Below are 19,086 nucleotides of genomic sequence, written 5' to 3' on the forward strand. Positions count from 1 at the left end.
CGAATACATATAATTCAGAATTTCACCTTACTGCCCCAGGGCCACATCCAGCACCATCATAACCGCAAAGCCCAAAATCGCCCCCAGCGTTGCCAGGTCACTATTGCCGTGCATCTGTGATTCCGGAATTAGCTCCTCCACCACCACAAAGATCATTGCCCCTGCCGCAAAGGCCAGGCCGTAAGGTAAAATAGGCCGCGCAGCCATCACCGCAGCAGCCCCTATTGCGCCACCTATAGGCTCTACAGCCCCGCTAAGTTGCCCGTAAAAGAAAGCTTTTCGCCTGCTAAAGCCCTCCCGGCGCAATGGAGCAGACACCGCCAGGCCCTCAGGAAAGTTTTGAAGCCCTATTCCGATAGCAAGAGCGACTGCCCCCCCAAAGGTCGCATTAGAAAGAGTATCTGCAGCCGCACCCCCAAAGCTTACGCCAATAGCCAGCCCTTCCGGTATGTTATGCAGCGTAATCGCCAGCACCAGCAAGATACTACGGTGCCAGTTAGTCTTTACCCCTTCTGCTTCCGATCTGGGCAAACCTATATGTAGATGAGGTAGCAACTTATCTATACCGGCCAGGAAAAAAGCCCCCAGCAGCAACCCTACCACAGCCGGCACCCACGGCGTTTGGCCTGCCTCTTCAGCCATCTCTATAGCCGGCGCCAGTAGTGACCAAAAGCTCGCAGCCAGCATCACACCCGCCGCAAAGCCCATCATGCCATCAAGGACCTTCCGGTTTACTTTTTTGAAAAAGAAGATAATGGAAGCCCCAAGGGCGGTGACTCCCCACGTAAATAAAGTAGCAATCGTAGCTTGCCATACCGGGGAAAATTGCTTTAACCACTCTATCATCCATGTCATAAGCATGACACTAAAAAAAGGTTTGGGCATATGAGCGACTATCGAGGGCGTATACCCGGCCGCGTTCGGTCCCATGGTTGCCATTTCCACGAAATTGGTGCCGGGTCGCGTCCGACCGGGTCGCGTCCGACCGGGTCGCGTTCGACCGGGTCGCGTTCGACCGGGTCACGCCTGACCGGGTCACGTCCGACTTCGTTATCCAGAGTGTGTGAAGTAATTCTCCCAATATTGTCCGGCATCAAAAAAAGCCTTGCTACTGTGAAGACCGCCCTTTTTTTATCCCTTATTCCGCTTCCCCCGGATCCTTATCCTCCATATACCCTTCCGCTCCTTTCAGCGTGATCATTGTCAGCTCAGGCCGGCAGAATAGCCGCATCGGGATCAGGCTAAACCCTATACCCCGGTTTACATACAGCCTGTTACCCGGCTTGTCTATTTTCTCAGAAGACCAGCCTTCAGCCACCACCTCACGATCACGCGCAATGTCCAGCCAGCTCTCCGAGGGCAACAGCGGAAGCCGCAACTGCCCGCCATGAGTATGCCCCGCTAGGGTCAGTGGAGCCGTGCGCGGCGCAAAGTCCCGGTACGCCACCGGGTTATGCATGAATATGATACGCGCATCATCAGCCGAAATACCCGCCATCGCCTGGTCAGGCAAACTGTTACCCGCCCATTCGCTACCTATCCCCACTACATAAAGCGGGCCTGTGCCAGAGCCTACATTCACCGATTCGTTTTCCAGTACCACTATCCCCGCCTCTTCCAGTTGCTGCGCCAGGTATCGCGCAATCTCCGGCCGGCCATTGCTCTCCTTTTTCATTAGCGAATAGTCATGGTTACCCAACACCGCATATACCGGAATATTTGCCTCCGCCAGCGGGCGCACCAGGTCCACCGCTTCATTCACCACAGCCGTATCAGGCTTATACACAAAGTCTCCGCATATAAGTACCATATCAGCCTCCCATGAGATAATCCGGTCCACCGCCTTACTCACCATCCCCGTATTATCCCACCACATGCCCACCTGAAAGTCCGCAAGAAGCGCTACCCTTCGCCCCTCCCATTCAGCCGGCAGGTAAGGCAGCCTGGCCTCTGTTTTTTGCTCATCCAGCAGCAGACGAGGCTCTATCACCCCCCCGTAGATCACCAGCAGGAGAATAATGAGTAAAAAGATAGTGAATACATGCTTAAATGCTTTCATAGTACGGTCAGGAGTAGTATTGTTTAATAATTCTTAGTAGAGTTAATGGCCCGATAGCTTACGTAGCGAAATTCGCTTGCATATACTTTCCACAGCATATTGCAGGCATTTCATCAGGTCAGACCCTTCCGTATAGTCCGTCTCCAGCAGGTTATCCACCTTCTGCCCCTCCGTCAGATCATCATCCTCCTTCCAGTGCGCCGCGTTTTCCTTTGCCAGCCCTATTGTAATGCCTCCTTTTCCGTGGAGTAGTGAAAACACCGGGCGGTCACTCGAGCCATCACCCACATAAATGATCTGGTCAAAAGGTATATGCATGTCCTCCTCATCCACATGCTGGTGAGAATCAGAGGGAGCATTAGGCCCCGACGTGCCCGTACCCTTCGCCAGTTGCTGGATATACTCACGCTTCTCCTCATGCGTCACCAGGCTCTTCACAAATATGAGCTCATCATCATCATTAAATGCATAGGCACCACCCCACATATCATGAAATTCTTTAGCAATAGAAGTCGCTTCAGGCACTTCCAGAAAACCCGCCGTAAGCAGGTAAAACTGCATCTCCACATCATCATCCGTACAAAAACCACGCAACCTGTCAAAGAGCGTATCCACACCCTCAAAAAGCTCAATCTCCCTTCCTACTTCAGTAAAAACCTCCCGCTTTATCGTCGGATTACCAGCCTGCGAATACTTGATCCATGAGTAAGCCCGGGCCAGTGACGTCTCCCATCCATCATCCAAAAGCTTCTTTACAAATCCCTCCCGTTCTTCAGCATCTATGCCCGTCTTTTCCAGGAGCTTTTTATGGGTCGGAGGTGCCAGCGTCTCATCAAAGTCAAAGACAACAGCAATTTTAGGAATGGTAGGTAAGGTATATTTACTCATGGATAGTATTTATAGTAATTTTCCATGATAACCTCCTCCCCTCCTACTTTGTTAGTCAGTATCTCCCTCCTGTACCCCCTTTTACATACTCCTACCAGTGCCCCTTCCCATCAGGTTACCAAACACCACTCCCATGCCAGCAAAAGAATAATATATATTGAATATATAGTCAGCATCAAAACCACATTCCCCGCACACCATTATACGGTTAAACATATTATGTAAATGTATACTTTCAATTTACTCCACCCCACAGAAGAGTCGCAACCCCCAAATCCCAAATCTTCAAAAATAGTACATACATTATACTAACTTTCACTTTTCACAAATCCTCCTACAGACCCCACCCTTCCATTCACCAAGAAGACATTAGATCCATAGAGGGAAAACCCTCAATAAAACCGCCATAAAACAGCCTATAACACCTTTTAAGAATTTCCTCATTGAGGATGCTCACTGGTTCTGCAGAAAACAGCCCGCTTACTTTTCCTCAAGGACCAGGTCAAAAAGTCCTACACCCCACCATCCAGCATGTTCAAATATTAATTTTAAATAAACCCTTACAACACATTGTCTTTTAGATATGGATTCTCCAAATTGAGAACCAAACCAGTATAACCCATGTCAGCCAGTAACCCCCAATATGCTGTTGTTATAACATCTATTGGCAATGCCAGCCCAGCCCGTATTAAACCCGTAGCGGAAAAACTCGAGATGCCCTATGAGTTCATGCTGCGCCTTATATACAATGCCCCCGTCGTATTCGTACGCAACCTTGATGCAGAGTCCGCCCCCAAGGCAGCCGCCCTGCTTAGGCAGATAGGCCTCGAAGCCACCCACATGCCCGCTGAAGAGGTACCCGTATACCAAAACCCCCGCGTAGATGTAAGCCTCTACCTCCACGATGTCCTCCAGCTACCAGCCACAGTCAAAAGCCTCGCCGAATTTATCGGATGCCCCTACCAGGAGGCAATGAAAGTACTCAACAACTACCCCGCCCTCGTGCTCGGAGGCGTATCACCCGCCACAGCCGAAGCCCTCGCAAGCCGCGTCAATGCCGAGGTCACCTACGCTGACCCTACTCAATCTGCCTATACGCTCGAGGTAGCCGGCACCGACCGGATGGTACTCCACCAGGTGCACCGCACACTCAGTACCATGGGCGTAGCCCTCGAGCCCGGCCAGCAACTCTTTCGCGGCCTCACCTATACCCAGGGCCAGACCGTATGGAAAAAATTTCAGTCCACAGGCGCCATTCTGCTCATGAACCAATCCTTTGAGCGTTACGAAGTACTCCTCGATGCCCTCGACCAATCCGTACCCGGGCACCGCCGGCAACTCGTAAACCTCACCGGCATGCCCGAAGAAATAGTAGACGAAGTGCTGGAAAACCTGCCCGTGCAACTGGAGGCCTCCGTAAGTGCTCAGCACATAGAACAAAAGCTGAAAGATTACCAAACCGCCGGTCTCCTGTGCAGCAGCAGACGCCTGACTAATACCCCCCGCCAGCTTATGGTAGATGAGATACAGAGCCAGGAACAGGCACGCAAAGTACTGAGCCGCTTCGTCCCGGCCGACCAACTACCCCATCCCATCAGGACACCCTGGCAGGCCCCCGTACCCCTCTCAGACCTTATGGCCCGCTACGCCGTGCAGGAACTCGAAGCAGCCGGATGCGATGCAGACTATGAAGACTTCACCCTATGAACCAGAATAAAGCCGACATCATCCACCTGGGCATAGCCGAACAAGGCAAGCTCTATGCCCTTAAAAACAACCACCAGGAGGCCCTCCGCCACTACCGCGAAGCCCTCAAAATGGTGAGCGACCACAAGGCCCATGAGCTGTTTGCCCAGCACTACCTCCAGTGCACCATGGAGAGCCTCGAGCTCAGCGGCGCATATGACGAAGTCATAACCTACTGCCATCGCCTACTCCAGGTAATGGGACCCGAAAAGCCAGAATCACCATTTCTCATGAGACATATGGCAGCCACCCTCGAGCGTCTCGCCGTGCAGCACCTTCTCAAAAAAGAAAAAGAAGAAGCCCGGAAACACCTCGAGCGCATAAAAAACATAGCCGGCCCAGGCATACAGCCCCTCGCCGACCAACTGCTGAACTGGCTGCAGCGTGGCTACACCATAAGGCCCGGCCAAATCAGAGACGCGCAGAAGAAACACCGCTATTTCATCGTGCAGCAAGACAAAGTAAAGCCCGAAATAGCCATTGACCTTAAAAACCTTGTAACCGACACCAGCCAGGCCCTGTAACCGGCCTGAGAAGCATAAAGAAAAAGCAAACCAATAAACACCTATGAGTGCCGTAGATAAACTTAGAGAGTCCGCCGCTGTGCTACAGGAGGTAGACGTAACCGAGATCATCAGCTCCCTTGCCATGGGCATAGCCGATGCCCAGCGCCAACTGGATAATAACAGCGTACAGCAACTGATACAACTCGCCGATCCGAACAATGGATTTAATGGTAAATCCCTCATCGAACTCGGCTTTACCCCCGCCTTCTACCACTTCCAGCATGCCGACGTGTCTGCCTCCATCTCATTAAAGATGAAGCTGAAGCAGGAGACCTCTTTTGGCATATCCCTGCAAGGCTCCTATAGCAGCCAAAAAGGATTTAACCAGGACCGCATGGACACCCTCCAGCAACTCGACCGCTCAAAAGAGCGAAGCGAGTTTAAGAGCAGCCGCAGCTTTGTCATGGAAGCCTCCGAGTCCAACTCACTGCGCATATCCAGCCAGGAGATAAAAATGGACCAGGAAGAGGGCAGCTACACCCGTCTGGAAAATTTTGAGCAGGACATGCGTGAGGTCGAAAATGTAGACCGCGTCCGCTCACAGATCAGTGCCAAAGAACAGGCAACCGAAGCTTCTGAAGACCACCTCGTCATACGTAATGCCGGCGGCTTTGTCAGCATCTACGTCCCTGCCCAGGTCACCGATGACGAAGGCATCCTGAAGCTGACCGATTATAGCGAAAGCACAGCCATAGACATTGATCCCAGCGGCGGTGCCAGCGATAACTTCAACGTAGCGGCCGACTTCCAGACCACTTTCGATACCGCCTATACGAAAAACGGAAACCAGGGCGTGACCGGCTTCTCACCCGCTGGTGTACTCACCACTAAAGGAGGCGCCCCCGATGAATCAATTCTCACCCACTACTTTGAGTTTGACAAAGCCTATATTGATTTCAGCGCCGGAGACAATAACACCAACAAGTCCTACTTCCACATGCTGAGTAAGATCCTTATAAATGACCCCTCCGCAAGGATCACCATCACAGGCTCTACCGATACCAGCGGCACCGACCTCTACAATGAGGGACTTTCTGAAGATAGAGCCAAGGCCCTAAAGTGCTGGTTTACGTCCGTAGGCGTGCCGGAAAATCAGATCAAAACAGAGAAAAAAGGCGAAACCATAGCCATACAGAACATTGCCGACGGCACCAAAGACCGTGCCTACCGCTTTGCCCGCGTGCGCCTTACCTCAGCATCCGACTACCTTTTCTTTAAAGGAGGTGCCTTTAAGCAGGATGCTACCCCTGATGACCAGGCCGCCGATAAGAATAAGTTTATCTATACCAAAGCCACCGAAGCATCCAAAACATGGCCCGCCATACTGCTGGAGTCAACCTCAGCCAATCTCAGCATAAACGAGACCAGCTACAACGACATCGTGAAGGAGATCAATGACAGCCGTTCTACCAACAAATACTCCGCCGAGTACCGTAACGACATCATCTATGCCCTACATGATGAGACCAAGATCAGCTACGTCACCTACTCCAAAAGTGAAGACTCCATAGACATACAGAGTGCCAGTGCAAGCAGCAGCTCAGAACAGGGCGAGGAAGAGACCTACCTCATCTCCGAAAATGAGAACTTCCTCAGCAACTTCAAGCAGGATGCCTCCGAGCTGGACACCAGCAGTTCATTTGCCGTTGGTGGCTCCATAGACTTCCGCATGGCCAGGCAGTTCGAGATCAATATGGAAGGCAACGCCTCCGTATCCGCCAGGCTCGTATCACTCCCTGCCCCTACCGAGTTACTGAACGAGATCAAGGCCAACCTTGGCTCCGGCTCTACCAATAATAGCGGCAACTAATGGCACAGACGCCCAAAGTAGCCAAATCACTGCTCAGTGCCCCGCTGCCCGATATCATCGAGCGGCTGGGCCTCGCTATTGCCACCGCACAAAGCGCACTCGACCGCAATAGCATGAGCATAGTGGCAGAAATGATGGAGTCTAAAGTAGAACTGAACGGCACAGAGTATAACCTCATCGCACTCGGCTTTACCCCCACCTTCTACGCTTTCACAGAAGCCATGGTAGAGGCAAAGCTCGACTTTAGCATTAGCGAGTCCACCGAAGTAGGCCTTAGCGCCACCGTAGGGGTAGACTATAAAGTCTTCGGCGCATCCGTTACCGCCTCCTATGCCCGTAAGTTCGGCATAGAGTCCAGCGGCTCATCATCCATCAGTGCCAAGCTCGTATCCCTGCCACCACCCGAGCCACTGAGCCGGGTCATTGACAGCATTATCGAACAGGACCAGAACAATCAATAAGCGGTCCACCACATGAAATCGAATTATCTAAACCGCAATATCCCTTTATAGAAAATGTATAATAGCAGAAATATCGGCCACGACCTGCTCAATGTCCCTATGGGCGACATGATCCGAGACATGGCCTTTGCCATAGCCGAGGCCCAGGTTAAGCTGGATGAGAACTCCATTCAAGTAGCCGAAATGATGGGCGGCCTCAAGACCATCCGTGATGAAGAAGGCAACGTCACATTCGAGGACAGCCGCGTATTCTTTGGCCGCGACGAAGTACCCTTTAGCGTAGCCAAAACCCTGTATGATTCCTCCGATGACGACACCTTCAAAGGCACCATGCTCAGCGTACTCAACGGAGAAGGTAAGGTAGCCACTGAAACCAGTGGCAAGCTCGCAGCCGAATCAGGTGTCACCAGCGACACCATGGTATTGGTACCCACACGCCTCAGCATGCTGGAGCTCGGCTTTACCCCATCCTTCTATCAGTTTGTAGATACCATCATAGAAGTAAAGATCAATATCAGCTACACCCAGGAGTTCTCCTCCGAAACTAAAGTAGACAGCAACATCAAGTCCCGCTCACGCTACCAGTCCGCCAGCTTTAACTGGAACTCCGGCTACCGCAGCTACCGCCGCACCACCGTGACCACCACCCAGGTAAACGCCACCTACTCCACCAAATACAACTATTCCGCTGAAGGCTCCAGCCTCCTCCGCACCAAACTTAGCCCCGTCCCCCCGCCAGCCATACTCGAAGAGCGCATACGCCTCCAAATGGAACTGCAGCGCGAGCGCGAAGAGGCAAAACAACAGGCCAGTACACCCACCACCAATTAATTATTCCATCACTTAAACACAAAAGCAAATGAGCGTAGGATCAGACCTGCTTAATGCGCCCTTCCCCGACTTTGTGGTGGAACTGGGCACAGGTATAGCCGAAGCACAGTACGCCATGGACCAGGTATCCATGCGTATACTACAGATGATGGCCGGCTACAGCTTTACAGAAGACCAGGACGGCAAACTGACCATGTCTTCCACCCCGGACAACCTTTTTGAGCTTAAGACAGGCGACGGCGGCCGCAGCCTGCTGTCCCTCGGCTTCACACCCACCTTCTACCAGTTTGTAGATACCGTGCTCGAGCTTAAAATGGCCATAAGCATGAAGCGTGAGTTCACCTCCACCACCAAACGCAAAAGCGCCCGCCTGGCCGGAGGCTTCTTCGGATTTGGCGGCGGGGTGCGGGCCGCATCAGTTAATGCCACCTACTCACAAAAGTACCAGTACTCCGCAGAAGGCAGCTCCCTTATGCGCACCAAGATAGTCACCGTGCCCCCGCCACCCCTCTTGGAAGAGATCATCCGGAATGAACTGGTAGACGGTCAGTAAGCCACGGAATCACAGCATTCAAACGTTCGGATAGATGGCCAAAAGCTGGAAAAAGATTGCCCGTAAGCGGGCCAGGGAAAAAGAAGAAGAGACCCCCTCCATACCGGAGGGGCTTAAGCCCCATGCCGGAATACCCTCTCCTGAGGCTTCCCTGGACCCCTTTACCCTGGCCGGTGAGATAGTCGAGCAGAATGAAGTGCTCAAAGAGCTGATGCAGGAGCGTCAGCAACTGGAGCAGCAGATGGCTCAGCTTACCAGTGGCGGCCCTAACAGCGGAGGCTACCAGGACGACCCGCGCTTTACTACTGGCGAGATCCCCTCCTACCGCACCAGGCAGCAGCGCGATCAGGCATGGGCCCGGAAAAAACACGCTGCAGAAAAAAAGTCCCTGCAGCAAAGAAAGGTAAAGAAGGCACAGATGGAGCAGCCAAACAGGCCCGCTCCCGATAAAAAAGGCCTTGGCATGACTACCCCGGACCCGGCTAAGCCCGGGGCACTTGATGCAAGCCTGAAAAAGGCCGGCAAAGCCAAAGAAAAAGCCCGCTCCGTAGAAGAGCGGTTCAGCAAGCCCTTTGAGCCAGAAGTACTGAAGACAGACCCCGGCAACAAAGGAATAGACAAAGCTACACGCTGGGCCGTTTCAGTAGACAAGCCAGAGCCTGAAACCTCCGCCTTCCCCGGCCTTAGCCGCCGCGGAAACTTCACCAACCCTCTGGATAATGAGAATGGCCTTAGTAGCCGTGGCATGGCCCTTAAAAAAGCCTTTAGCTTTCAGAAAGAAAACGATAAGGGTAAACCGGAAAGCCCTATGGGAAAGGCCAAAAACATAATGGCCACCGCCCGCCAGAAAAAGGAGCAACTAAATACCCTGCGCCGAAAGGTAGGTGAGCACATACCCGTCAAGGGTTCCGGCATGGGCGTATCAGTAAGCGAACGCTTTAACGCCATGGTCAAAGAAAAACTGAAGGTAGACACCGGCAGCCTCGAAGACCTGGCCGAAAAGCAGAACCGGATACGCCAGAGACTGCTGGAAAGGAAACGCGAAGAGCGTAAGGAGGAAGAGAAACGCGATAAGCAACGAAATAAACGACGTAATAAAGAGGAATGAGCGACAACACCGCCAATAAGAACGGACTGGCTCTTAAAGACATACTGCTATCCCTGGCAGACGGCCTCAACGAGGCACAGGAAGAACTGCGCAGCGTGCCCCCCGTAGACGAACTCGGCAGGCCCAATACCATCTATCAGTTACCCTACCTGGATTTCAGGCTGCAGGTCACCTCAGAGTTTGAGCAGGAAGCGCCCCTGTCCACCGGCACCGCTCCTGATAAAAAGAGAGGCTTCCTGCGATTTCGTGCCGCAGAAAGCGCCCCCGGCGGCCAGACAAACACGCGCACCGAAGTATTCAGTACCATAAGCGGTCGCTTTGTCGCCTCCGTGCCCAATGAAGGCCTGCCCCAACTGGAGCCCAAAGTAGAGGTAAGCACCCCAAAGCCCAAAGGCAACAGCAACCGGCTATTTGCAGACGTAACCGTAACCCTCCTGAACTCCGCCGGAGAACTCGTAACCAACCACATGGTGCACTTTGACTACGACCAGGACACCGCCGAAGCCGTCAATAAAAAAGCCCTCAGCCTAAAGCCGGCCTTTGAGCCCGCCGAAGCGCCTACAGATAGCAACGGGCAGGTAACCGTACAGCTTAGCACCCCTAAGGAAGACTATAATAACGGCCTCACCACCGTATTCACCATAACGGCAGGCCTATCCACACAAACCATTTCCATCAGTAAATAACCAGGACGGCAATGGCAAACAAGAGATCAACAACAGAAACTATGGGCAGGCACCTACTCTTCCTCGGAAGTACCCGTAACACCCGGGACCAATACACCACCCCGCCACCCCTGGCTCTAGAATACTATCACGCACTCGAGCAGCGATGGAACACCCTCGTGCCGGCCTTTACCGCAAAGGACGGACAGATAAAGCAAGTCTTTAAACTGGAAGCAAGAACCAAGGTAGCCGACATCATCCGCCGTGCCCTAGAGGTTGGCACCTTTCCAATGGTACGATTGATCGTGGCAGAAAGTGCTAAAACCCAATTTACCGAAGTACTCGCATTTGGCGGACTCATCGCCCAGGTGGAAGAAGGGCAGGTAAGGCTGGACTTCGGCGACCTCTGGCTGATAGAAAAAGGCAGCATAAACCGCAACCTGCCAGAAGACATGCCCGGCTTCGAATACACCATCGTGGCCATGCCCCGTCCTATGGGCAACAGTCGCTTATTCGACGGCCTCGCAGCCGCTATAGCACCGGAAGAAAAAACCATTACTGAAGACCCTGCGCTAAAAGGACCCTCCCCCATAGAAAGCCTCATACTCAAGGGCGGAGACTTTAAAGTGTCACTGGAAGACCTCTCAGAACCCGAACGGCAAGTCATCTTACTACAGGATGAAATCAGCCTCAAAGAGCACCGCATAGACACCCTCAAGCAACTGTCCGTAACCCAAAACCAAGAGATAGACAGCCTCAACCTGAAGATCAGCAAGCTGGACACCTCCCTGCAGCAGGAAAAAGCAAGTACCACCGAACTCCTGCAAAAAAACGAAACCCTCACCGCCTCCCTCGCGGAAAAAGAGCAGGAAATAGCGCAGTTGAATGACCAGGTCGTCGCTACCACCTCTAAGTCTGCCACCATCAACGACCTGTACCGGGACCTGGTCGTAAGTGTCGACGAAGCCTCTAAAGAACTGGAAGGGCGTAGTTACACCCTGAGCAACGTCACACTCGATCTGAAAACGCACCTACTGAATGATCAGGAAGGCCTGAAAGTACAACTCGTGGACAAGGCTACCGCCCTATCCCTGAGAGAGGCCACCGTCAGTAACCTCAATATGAACATCGCCCCGGCCGTGCCTGCTACCAGATCGGCCAGCGTGGCCGTGCCCGACTTTTCAGGCATGACAGAGCAGGCCGCACGTAAAAAGGCCGGTTTGCACCGCCTCAAATTACGACCCGTGTACGAACTTAATCAAACCAGCCGCCTCGGCGCTGCCTTCCGCCAGATACCGGAAGCCGGTGAAGAAATCCCCGAATCAGGCACCGTAAGAGTATGGTTTGCAAAAGGAAATAAAGAGCAATGAGCACAGACATGAAAGACATACTCTCTGCCCCCCTTGGTAACCTTATCGCCTCCATTGGCGAAGGCGTGGCAGAAGCACAAAAGGCACTCGATGCCGCCTCGCTGGCCCAGACCCTGGCCATCTACAGCGATGAGGAAGGCGACGACATGATGAATAAGCTGCGCGCAATAGGCTACCAGCCCACCTTTTATGTACTGCCCGAAACAGAGGTAGAGGCAAAAGTATCGCTCGCCCTTACCGCCAGCGGCACCACATCCGCACCTGGCACCGGACAGCTAGCCCACCCCCGCAAGGCCAGAGCCTATGCCACCCCAGTAAACGCTAACACCAACAATAAGTACAACCTCAACGCTGAGGCAAGTGCCACACTGAAGTTCAAGATCGTACCCGTCCCCCCTGCAGAAGGCACTACCGACCTGCGGGTCGCCCCGAATCTCGTAGGCAAAGAGCTGAATATGGCGGCCACAATCCTCCAACGGCTTAACCTGCAATACAGCCTCACGACCGAGCCCCAGGAAGGCCAGGCAGTAAAAATAACCGCCCAGACCCCCGCCCCCGGCGAAATACTCCGGGCCGGCGACGTACTCGAACTGGAAGTGGCCTAGCTACTACTACCCCTGTTCGTTCTGCTAATACATAGGAAAAGGCAAGCCCTTTCCTTTACCAACACTATCCCCTCGTGTATGAGATCAACCCATAAGCAGGGGGGCTTACTATTTTGAATAGCGCCTGATAAGAAAGCTACCCCGGTCTTTCTCTACCAAGGAGCTATCAACCCAACGGGTTACTAATAATAAGAGGGTTTAAAAACCATCGAACACCTAAGCGCCATGCATGATTTCCCCCAAAATAGCACCTTATGTAAGGTAATAGCCCCTTACTTTTACACCCATCATAATACCTGCAGATAAAACAACCATGAAGAAAAGCACTATGCGCATGATTATGTCATTACTCGTGACCCTGATCGTCACCTGCACCGCCTCCTATGGCCAAAGCGACATGAAGATCACCTATACCCCGGAGGAGGGAGTGGTCCTGAAGAGCACCAACCCGCTGGAAGGTATGGACACCACCCAACTCGTAGCACTACTGGGGGCACCCACCCAGGCCCGTGACTTCATCAGCGGCGAAAAGAGCTTTTACTATGATGAAGCCGGGCTGGTATTCATGACCACGGGCGGCCAGGTGCAGGGCGTGGGCATCACCTTTAACCACGACGGAGACGATAAATTTTCCGCCACCCCCTTTACCGGACAACTCCACCTGGGAGATATTTCCGTAGACAGAGAAACCACCCCTGAGGACCTTACCGGCTCCGGAAAAGTAGAGATCATTTGCCCCATCCCGATCATGTGTGCCTCAAAGGACAGGACAGCCCCCGTAAAAGTAATGGCAGGCTACAGTGAAGAAGGAGCCCTCACACAGATGATCCTTTTATTTCCTCAGGAAGGATAAAGCCTCAGTACCGATTAATCAAAAAAAGCAAGTCCCTTCCGGCTTGCTTTTTTCATGTTAAAACCCCTCCAGCCCTCACCACGCGCTATCCTTAAAAGCCCGTTCACCATAAGTCACCAAGGCAGGGTTACCATCCCTGCCTGCCGGCTACTAAGAGACGGAAGCAATCATCCTGCCTTTACCTGAACCATGCAAGGCGAAGCATCCGTTTCACTAAACCACCAAACAATGAGACACCCTAATCTCAGGCCGGGCACATCCGCCCCCCTATTCCTGTTCATACTGTTTCTTTCTGCCTGCTCTAACCTACCCACTGTACTCAAAGACCTGGCCGATGGGGCTGCCCCACCTAACCTCCCATGGGCAAGCCGGCGCGATCTGTCAGACAGCCAATTCTCCGGATACTTCCAGGAGTACCGCGACCGGGGCTGGATCATCAAAGACGTAGACGCCTACCCGGACGGCAACGGCCTTAATTACGCCATGATATGGGAGGCCAACCCGGATAATCGTGGCTGGGCCGAGTGGCGCAACCTGACCAGTGATGGCTACCATGAGAAATGGGAGCAATACCGGGACCAGGGCTACATCCCCACTGATGTGGAAGGCTACATGTCCGGTAATAACCTCCGCTTTGCCGGCATATGGGAAGAGAATAAAGAAGGCCTTGCCTGGTCATCCAAGCGCAACCTTACCTCCCAACAGTTTGGTGACTACTTCCAGGAACGGCAGGAAGCAGGCATGCGCATAGTGGATATAGAAGCCTATGAGACCAACTCAGGCATTCGCTACGCCGCCATATGGCATGAGAACAAAAACAACATACAGTGGGCAGAGTACCGCGATATGTCACGCGAGACCTACCAGGACAAGATCGACCAGTTCTCTGCAGACGGGTATCGCGTCATAGACTTTGAGTCATACACCCTGAACGGCAGCCAGAAATATGCCGCTATATGGGAGAAGAACCTGTACAACCATGCCAATGCCGTCAGGAGCAATCGTACCGAATCGGAATTTGCCAACTACTGGCGCCTGTACCGTGACCAGGGCTATAGGCTTATTGACTTTGAGCGCTACGAAACACCCTCAGGTACACGCTACGCCGGCGTATGGACAGAAAACTCACCCCGTTATCGCTGGAACGATAAGACTGAAGTAGATAACCTCATCACAGATTTCCGGAACAACAATGGCATAAAGGGCATCTCTGTAGCCATTATTCAAAACGGTGAGCTAAAATATCAGCGCGGATTCGGCTTTGCAGAAGAAGACCGGAACAAGGACGCCCATGGCCGCTCCATTTACCTCACCGCTTCCGTATCTAAAGTAATCGGCGGCACCCTAGCCGCCAAAATGGAGAGCGAAGGCGAGCTGAGCGACGGCACCGATGTAACCCTCGACCTTACACAGCCCACCACCAACTACATCGCAATACCTGCCAGCGGCCATACCCATACCCTACAGCAGCTACTCTCCCATACCGGTTGCATATGGCACTATAGCACCGGCCCCGAACCATCCGGGCATTTTAGCAGCGCACAGGATGCCACCGAAGAGATATGGAATACCTCCCCTCTCAGCGGTTGTACCATCGGTAGCAACCGCAACTATTCCACCCATGCCTTCACCTTCATTGGTGCAGTAATGGAAAGCGTGAGTAACCGCGACATTGCCCGCCTTATAGAAGAAGAAATAGGTGAGCAATACGGCCTCAATAGCATAAAGGTACAGTTCCGCAACCGCTCCCTCCGTTCCGAGTACGAGCGTGCCGCCCCCTACACCGACGGCGGCAGTGAAACAAGTTACTCAGATAATAGCTGGAAGGTACTCGGCGGCGGCATAGAGGCAGACCCCGTAGACCTCGCCTGGTTTGGCGAAAAAGTCCGCAACGGCACCATAGTAGACACCCTTACAAGAGATAATCGCCTGTGGACCCGCCAGCCCAACAGCCGCAATGGCCTGGCCTGGGAAGTAAATACCCTAGGCGGTCGACGTGTGGCCGAGCACGGCGGTTCATTTTCCGGCGCGAGGGCGCACCTCAGGGTATACCGTGATGATGAACTCGTCATTGCCATACTTAGCAACCAGCGGGGCCATAACCCTGCTGATCTCGCTACCAGTATCGGCAACGCCCTACTGGATTAACCCCCACCTGACCATCATAATAATATCAATAAGATACCCGGCTAAACAGGTAATAGCAGGGTTCAAAGCACCTTCCATCAGGAATCAGGATCAGGTTGCAGTTATCTATTTCCCAGAAAAAAGCCCCCTCGCCTACACCCGAGCGGGAGTTGAAATCCTCACAATAATAGTCTAGGACAAGCAAACCATTAGTAAACCAGCGATAAGTTCCCTCATCACAGTCACCCGCGTCAGTAGAAGTAAACATCTCGTTTTCGTCCAGGGTAAGCCTAAACCCGTTCAATACAGGCGTCCAGGGGCCCGAGGTAGTACTACCATCTGAAAAAAAGTATCCCGAATACTGCCAGGTACCCAAAATCATTTCATCATTACACGATTCCAGATCATCATCATTGCAGGAGGTAAGCAGGCATACACCCAGTAAAAGCATTACCAGGTTCTTCATATTCATAGGGTTCATTTAGTAGTATTTATAAGTAAGGACAACAAAAGGACACAGCACCCGGTATTTCCATTTTGAAATAAAGGTATAAAAAAAACCACCTGCCGTATGGCAGATGGTTTATTGGAAACGAAATGGGGTGTCATCTATCACTTAAAACTGGTAGCCTACAGATACCTTGGCTACGCGGTTATATGCTTCTACATTGCTGTTACCTTCATCCAGTGAGCTAAGGCCATAATCATATCCGGCACTCAGGTTCAGACCATTAGGCATCTGATACCCTATGCCAGCGGTAATGCCCACATCAACTTTTCTAAAGCCCCGATTCATGTCAAAGTCCTGCTCATAGCTGAAGCCCAATATACCGCCTTCTGCCACCGCACTCTGATCTATCAGGTAGCTGAACTGAGGTCCCGCATAAAGCTGAAAGCCACCATCCGATTGGTATTTTGCCAGTATGGGCACATCTACATAATGCATATTACTCGTCACGTCTATCCGGGGAGACAGAAAGCCGAAATTGCTATCCCCCAAAAAGCTCTGCGATACACGCATGCCCTTCTGGCTATATTGCACCCCGGGCTCTATGGCAAAATTAGGCGCAACAGGTATAGTCACATACGCTCCTGCATGAAAGCCGGAAGTGGGCTCAGTACTGAAGGCGCCGAACTCCTCGCCAAGGTTAGCAAAATCTTCTACAGACTGGCCGCCCCAGGTAGACAAGCTATACCCTGCACGCAGACCAAACGAAGGAGTACCCTGGGCATACGCCCCCAGGCTCATTCCCATAAAAGCTAGTATTAGTAGTGTAAGTTTATTCATGGCTATTCAGTTGTTGATGTTTCTTTACTGAAAGAAAATACCGTGCCAATTCAGAAGCTCAACCTCAGAATGACAGCTTCTTATGCTTGCTGATTACACTACTTTTGAATGCCACATCGTTAATATAGGAAAAGAAAAAAATCCTTATTTTACGTCTTCGCTGTCGATATTATGGGCAATACTATCTCATACAGTCAAAGGAAATTATATCAATAAAAATGACACAAAATTATCATGAAGTACTGGGAGTGTCTCCTTCAGCTACGGAAGAGGAAATAAAAAAGGCCTACCGCAAGCTGGCCCGGAAGTATCACCCGGACATTAGTAAGGAGCATGATGCAGAAGAAAATTTTATACTGGCTACAGAAGCTTATGAAGCACTGCTGGAGGGGCCGGAGCAGGAAGTAAACGAGTGGACGGAAGCTTTCAGGCAGGCAACCACCACTGTCAACCCGGAAGAAGCACGCCGCCAGCGAGCCAGAGAATATGCCCATATGCGCTATGAAAATTTTGTAAAGAGGAACCAGGCCTTTAAAAGCCGCTGGTATTACAAACCGGCTAAATACTTCATATATGCTCTGGTCTGGGTCTCATATCTACTGGCTCTTCTCTTATTTTTGGCCCCTTTACTTGCCTATCTGTTAAGTGACGCGCCAGCAGGCCCCTTCTTCATGATTGTTGGCACCCTTATGAGCCCGCATGTATACACCTATGCCAAAGCTATAAGACGCGAAGCAGAGCCTTACTTCCGGGAATATAAGTAATATGTGCCGGCACCAGGGCCTATCCGGCTAGCAGGTAGACAATACCTAAAGCCGACATGATCACCAGGAAGCTTATCATTAATTTAATAATACGAACACCCAGTTTCTTCCTTCTCTCCTCCAGCTCCCAGTGCAGGCCGGCATAGGTAGGGTTAATCATATATTGAATTTTAAACGGTGGCGGATAGCCAAAACCTTTCCAACTCTCACCAAATGAAATATACGGATGGATTTTGTAGTGCCGGCGGCTTTCAATATCCAGCGGCTCTAACTTCTCATTCAGGAATAAGATTTTTTGCGTGAATATATCTCTGAAAAACAGGAAGCTGAAAATTGACATCACAATTCCTATGCCGTGAAACACTGTGATGCCTATGGCTACAATCTCAAAATCCATAATTTACATATTCATAACACATGCTGCTACTCTATCGGCCTGGCCGGATCGAAGTCCGCGAGAGCCTCGCCCCGCCCGGTAACAGTAAAGGCGGTATCCAGAAAGGAAAAATAGACATATGATCTTTCCACCGGTATCTGGTTCACCAAACTACTATACGTTTTATAATATAGGGCAGTCTCATACAGCTTATTTGAAATGGAAAATTCACCTCCCTGCCGGAGGGCATCTTTGAAATTTGCAATCGCGTCCACAGCAACATATATAGACAATAGCTCAGGCGCATCCTTTTTTACAATGAGTTCATTTTTGAGAGGCTGCAGCTAGGTAGTATCTTTATCATTTGTGACACAGGCAAACAGTGACCACTCCTTTGCCGTACTGTTTTCACTGCCTGGCTGTATGGCCATTTCTTCCATGCAGCAATTACTGACCATAAAGTCAAACCGTATATTTTCCGGCTTCCTGTTATACCCCTCAACTGCCAGATAATCCTCATAATTCACCTGATGGTCTATAACAATCATCCTTAAGGTCACTTCTACCTGACTAATATTAGTAGGCTGACAGGATACCAAAAGGAACACGTACCCGAATAACAGCATGGCGTTTTTTTCCATTCTCACAGCCTTCTATTAGCTTTTTAAACAGCAGATTGCCCTAGTGGCAGAAATCTATTGATCATATGGAATACTATGCGAAGAAGTCATTCCAATAATATGCCCAAAAAGATACTGCAACAATCCCGATCATTTAAACGGCATCTCACCTTTTATCTATCCTACTTCGGTGAATAACACCGGATACCTTAGTGACCGGAAGAAGGGGCGGTGGCTGCCATGGGGGTGAGTATAATGGTTAACAGCCCATAGATAGATGACTCAAAGCAGTAGTCTCAGGTGGAAAAAGAGAAGGATTTCAGGTGAAAATTCACCCTACCTAAATGCTTTTACCGCCCACACCCTACATAATAGCACCAAATAAAGTGAAAACGT

19 protein-coding genes and 1 pseudogene are annotated in these 19,086 nt (G+C 51.5%); 13 read left to right on the forward strand and 7 right to left on the reverse strand.

The window, feature by feature from the left end:
- Positions 1-27: 27 nt before the first annotated feature.
- The 3 genes from AB9P05_RS04525 to AB9P05_RS04535 all read right to left on the reverse strand — a co-directional run bounded on the left by AB9P05_RS04525 (position 28) and on the right by AB9P05_RS04535 (position 2,947).
- A complete protein-coding gene (locus AB9P05_RS04525; protein ID WP_371907620.1) occupies positions 28-861 on the reverse strand; it encodes a ZIP family metal transporter in 834 nt (277 codons plus the stop codon).
- A 277-nt stretch (positions 862-1,138) separates the two neighbouring features.
- Positions 1,139-2,059: a metallophosphoesterase gene (locus tag AB9P05_RS04530; RefSeq protein WP_371907621.1), complete on the reverse strand. Its 921-nt coding sequence runs from the start codon at positions 2,057-2,059 to the stop codon at positions 1,139-1,141.
- Between the two features lie 42 nt (positions 2,060-2,101).
- Positions 2,102-2,947 carry a hypothetical protein gene (locus tag AB9P05_RS04535; RefSeq protein ID WP_371907622.1) on the reverse strand — a complete coding sequence of 282 codons (846 nt, stop codon included), beginning with the start codon at positions 2,945-2,947 and terminating at the stop codon, positions 2,102-2,104.
- Between the two features lie 621 nt (positions 2,948-3,568).
- On the opposite strand from AB9P05_RS04535, the gene AB9P05_RS04540 reads away from it, so the two are divergent.
- From AB9P05_RS04540 to AB9P05_RS04595, 12 genes are all read left to right on the forward strand, one after another.
- Positions 3,569-4,654, forward strand: coding sequence for a hypothetical protein (locus AB9P05_RS04540; RefSeq protein ID WP_371907623.1), 1,086 nt, complete (start codon positions 3,569-3,571; stop codon positions 4,652-4,654).
- Entirely contained in the window at positions 4,651-5,217 is a 567-nt protein-coding gene (locus AB9P05_RS04545; RefSeq protein ID WP_371907624.1) for a hypothetical protein, read from the forward strand. The genes AB9P05_RS04540 and AB9P05_RS04545 overlap by 4 nt, the downstream gene beginning before the upstream one ends.
- Positions 5,218-5,260: 43 nt before the next feature.
- A complete protein-coding gene (locus AB9P05_RS04550; RefSeq protein ID WP_371907625.1) occupies positions 5,261-7,069 on the forward strand; it encodes an OmpA family protein in 1,809 nt (602 codons plus the stop codon).
- On the forward strand, positions 7,069-7,530 hold the full coding sequence (locus AB9P05_RS04555; RefSeq protein ID WP_371907626.1) for a hypothetical protein: 462 nt from the start codon (positions 7,069-7,071) through the stop codon (positions 7,528-7,530). The genes AB9P05_RS04550 and AB9P05_RS04555 overlap by 1 nt, the downstream gene beginning before the upstream one ends.
- Positions 7,531-7,584: 54 nt before the next feature.
- Entirely contained in the window at positions 7,585-8,361 is a 777-nt protein-coding gene (locus tag AB9P05_RS04560) for a hypothetical protein (protein ID WP_371907627.1), read from the forward strand.
- A 28-nt stretch (positions 8,362-8,389) separates the two neighbouring features.
- Entirely contained in the window at positions 8,390-8,914 is a 525-nt protein-coding gene (locus AB9P05_RS04565) for a hypothetical protein (protein WP_371907628.1), read from the forward strand.
- A 34-nt stretch (positions 8,915-8,948) separates the two neighbouring features.
- A complete protein-coding gene (locus tag AB9P05_RS04570) occupies positions 8,949-10,022 on the forward strand; it encodes a hypothetical protein (RefSeq protein WP_371907629.1) in 1,074 nt (357 codons plus the stop codon).
- Positions 10,019-10,708 (forward strand): hypothetical protein, encoded by a 690-nt coding sequence (locus AB9P05_RS04575; protein WP_371907630.1) that lies wholly within the window; start codon positions 10,019-10,021, stop codon positions 10,706-10,708. Before AB9P05_RS04570 ends, AB9P05_RS04575 begins: the two co-directional genes overlap by 4 nt.
- Positions 10,709-10,749: 41 nt before the next feature.
- Entirely contained in the window at positions 10,750-12,057 is a 1,308-nt protein-coding gene (locus AB9P05_RS04580) for a PASTA domain-containing protein (RefSeq protein WP_371907631.1), read from the forward strand.
- Positions 12,054-12,662: a PASTA domain-containing protein gene (locus AB9P05_RS04585; RefSeq protein ID WP_371907632.1), complete on the forward strand. Its 609-nt coding sequence runs from the start codon at positions 12,054-12,056 to the stop codon at positions 12,660-12,662. The genes AB9P05_RS04580 and AB9P05_RS04585 overlap by 4 nt, the downstream gene beginning before the upstream one ends.
- Before the next feature lie 313 nt (positions 12,663-12,975).
- Positions 12,976-13,515 (forward strand): hypothetical protein, encoded by a 540-nt coding sequence (locus AB9P05_RS04590; protein WP_371907633.1) that lies wholly within the window; start codon positions 12,976-12,978, stop codon positions 13,513-13,515.
- A gap of 228 nt (positions 13,516-13,743) precedes the next feature.
- On the forward strand, positions 13,744-15,663 hold the full coding sequence (locus AB9P05_RS04595; RefSeq protein WP_371907634.1) for a serine hydrolase: 1,920 nt from the start codon (positions 13,744-13,746) through the stop codon (positions 15,661-15,663).
- Between the two features lie 25 nt (positions 15,664-15,688).
- Here the strand turns inward: AB9P05_RS04595 and AB9P05_RS04600 are convergent, their stop codons facing one another.
- Both AB9P05_RS04600 and AB9P05_RS04605 read right to left on the reverse strand, forming a co-directional pair.
- Positions 15,689-16,108 carry a hypothetical protein gene (locus AB9P05_RS04600; RefSeq protein ID WP_371907635.1) on the reverse strand — a complete coding sequence of 140 codons (420 nt, stop codon included), beginning with the start codon at positions 16,106-16,108 and terminating at the stop codon, positions 15,689-15,691.
- Positions 16,109-16,258: 150 nt separating this feature from the next.
- Positions 16,259-16,930 carry a porin family protein gene (locus AB9P05_RS04605; protein ID WP_371907636.1) on the reverse strand — a complete coding sequence of 224 codons (672 nt, stop codon included), beginning with the start codon at positions 16,928-16,930 and terminating at the stop codon, positions 16,259-16,261.
- Between the two features lie 218 nt (positions 16,931-17,148).
- On the opposite strand from AB9P05_RS04605, the pseudogene AB9P05_RS04610 reads away from it, so the two are divergent.
- A pseudogene (locus AB9P05_RS04610) lies at positions 17,149-17,313 on the forward strand (DnaJ domain-containing protein); the annotation flags it as partial.
- A 400-nt stretch (positions 17,314-17,713) separates the two neighbouring features.
- Here AB9P05_RS04610 and AB9P05_RS04615 read toward each other — a convergent pair.
- The gene (locus AB9P05_RS04615; protein ID WP_371907637.1) at positions 17,714-18,091 is read right to left on the reverse strand and encodes a hypothetical protein; all 378 of its coding nucleotides are present in this window, start codon (positions 18,089-18,091) and stop codon (positions 17,714-17,716) included.
- Positions 18,092-18,414: 323 nt separating this feature from the next.
- A complete protein-coding gene (locus tag AB9P05_RS04620) occupies positions 18,415-18,711 on the reverse strand; it encodes a hypothetical protein (RefSeq protein WP_371907638.1) in 297 nt (98 codons plus the stop codon).
- Between the last annotated feature and the right edge of the window lie 375 nt (positions 18,712-19,086).

The sequence above is a fragment of the Roseivirga sp. BDSF3-8 genome (assembly GCF_041449215.1).
GTDB lineage: Bacteria > Bacteroidota > Bacteroidia > Cytophagales > Cyclobacteriaceae > JBGNFV01.

Coding starts and splice junctions, on each gene's coding strand:
- AB9P05_RS04525 (WP_371907620.1), bottom strand. CDS start 861: ATGCTTATGACATGGATGATAGAGTGGTTAAAGCAATTTTCCCCGGTA.
- AB9P05_RS04530 (WP_371907621.1), bottom strand. CDS start 2,059: ATGAAAGCATTTAAGCATGTATTCACTATCTTTTTACTCATTATTCTC.
- AB9P05_RS04535 (WP_371907622.1), bottom strand. CDS start 2,947: ATGAGTAAATATACCTTACCTACCATTCCTAAAATTGCTGTTGTCTTT.
- AB9P05_RS04540 (WP_371907623.1), top strand. CDS start 3,569: ATGTCAGCCAGTAACCCCCAATATGCTGTTGTTATAACATCTATTGGC.
- AB9P05_RS04545 (WP_371907624.1), top strand. CDS start 4,651: ATGAACCAGAATAAAGCCGACATCATCCACCTGGGCATAGCCGAACAA.
- AB9P05_RS04550 (WP_371907625.1), top strand. CDS start 5,261: ATGAGTGCCGTAGATAAACTTAGAGAGTCCGCCGCTGTGCTACAGGAG.
- AB9P05_RS04555 (WP_371907626.1), top strand. CDS start 7,069: ATGGCACAGACGCCCAAAGTAGCCAAATCACTGCTCAGTGCCCCGCTG.
- AB9P05_RS04560 (WP_371907627.1), top strand. CDS start 7,585: ATGTATAATAGCAGAAATATCGGCCACGACCTGCTCAATGTCCCTATG.
- AB9P05_RS04565 (WP_371907628.1), top strand. CDS start 8,390: ATGAGCGTAGGATCAGACCTGCTTAATGCGCCCTTCCCCGACTTTGTG.
- AB9P05_RS04570 (WP_371907629.1), top strand. CDS start 8,949: ATGGCCAAAAGCTGGAAAAAGATTGCCCGTAAGCGGGCCAGGGAAAAA.
- AB9P05_RS04575 (WP_371907630.1), top strand. CDS start 10,019: ATGAGCGACAACACCGCCAATAAGAACGGACTGGCTCTTAAAGACATA.
- AB9P05_RS04580 (WP_371907631.1), top strand. CDS start 10,750: ATGGGCAGGCACCTACTCTTCCTCGGAAGTACCCGTAACACCCGGGAC.
- AB9P05_RS04585 (WP_371907632.1), top strand. CDS start 12,054: ATGAGCACAGACATGAAAGACATACTCTCTGCCCCCCTTGGTAACCTT.
- AB9P05_RS04590 (WP_371907633.1), top strand. CDS start 12,976: ATGAAGAAAAGCACTATGCGCATGATTATGTCATTACTCGTGACCCTG.
- AB9P05_RS04595 (WP_371907634.1), top strand. CDS start 13,744: ATGAGACACCCTAATCTCAGGCCGGGCACATCCGCCCCCCTATTCCTG.
- AB9P05_RS04600 (WP_371907635.1), bottom strand. CDS start 16,108: ATGAAGAACCTGGTAATGCTTTTACTGGGTGTATGCCTGCTTACCTCC.
- AB9P05_RS04605 (WP_371907636.1), bottom strand. CDS start 16,930: ATGAATAAACTTACACTACTAATACTAGCTTTTATGGGAATGAGCCTG.
- AB9P05_RS04615 (WP_371907637.1), bottom strand. CDS start 18,091: ATGGATTTTGAGATTGTAGCCATAGGCATCACAGTGTTTCACGGCATA.
- AB9P05_RS04620 (WP_371907638.1), bottom strand. CDS start 18,711: ATGGAAAAAAACGCCATGCTGTTATTCGGGTACGTGTTCCTTTTGGTA.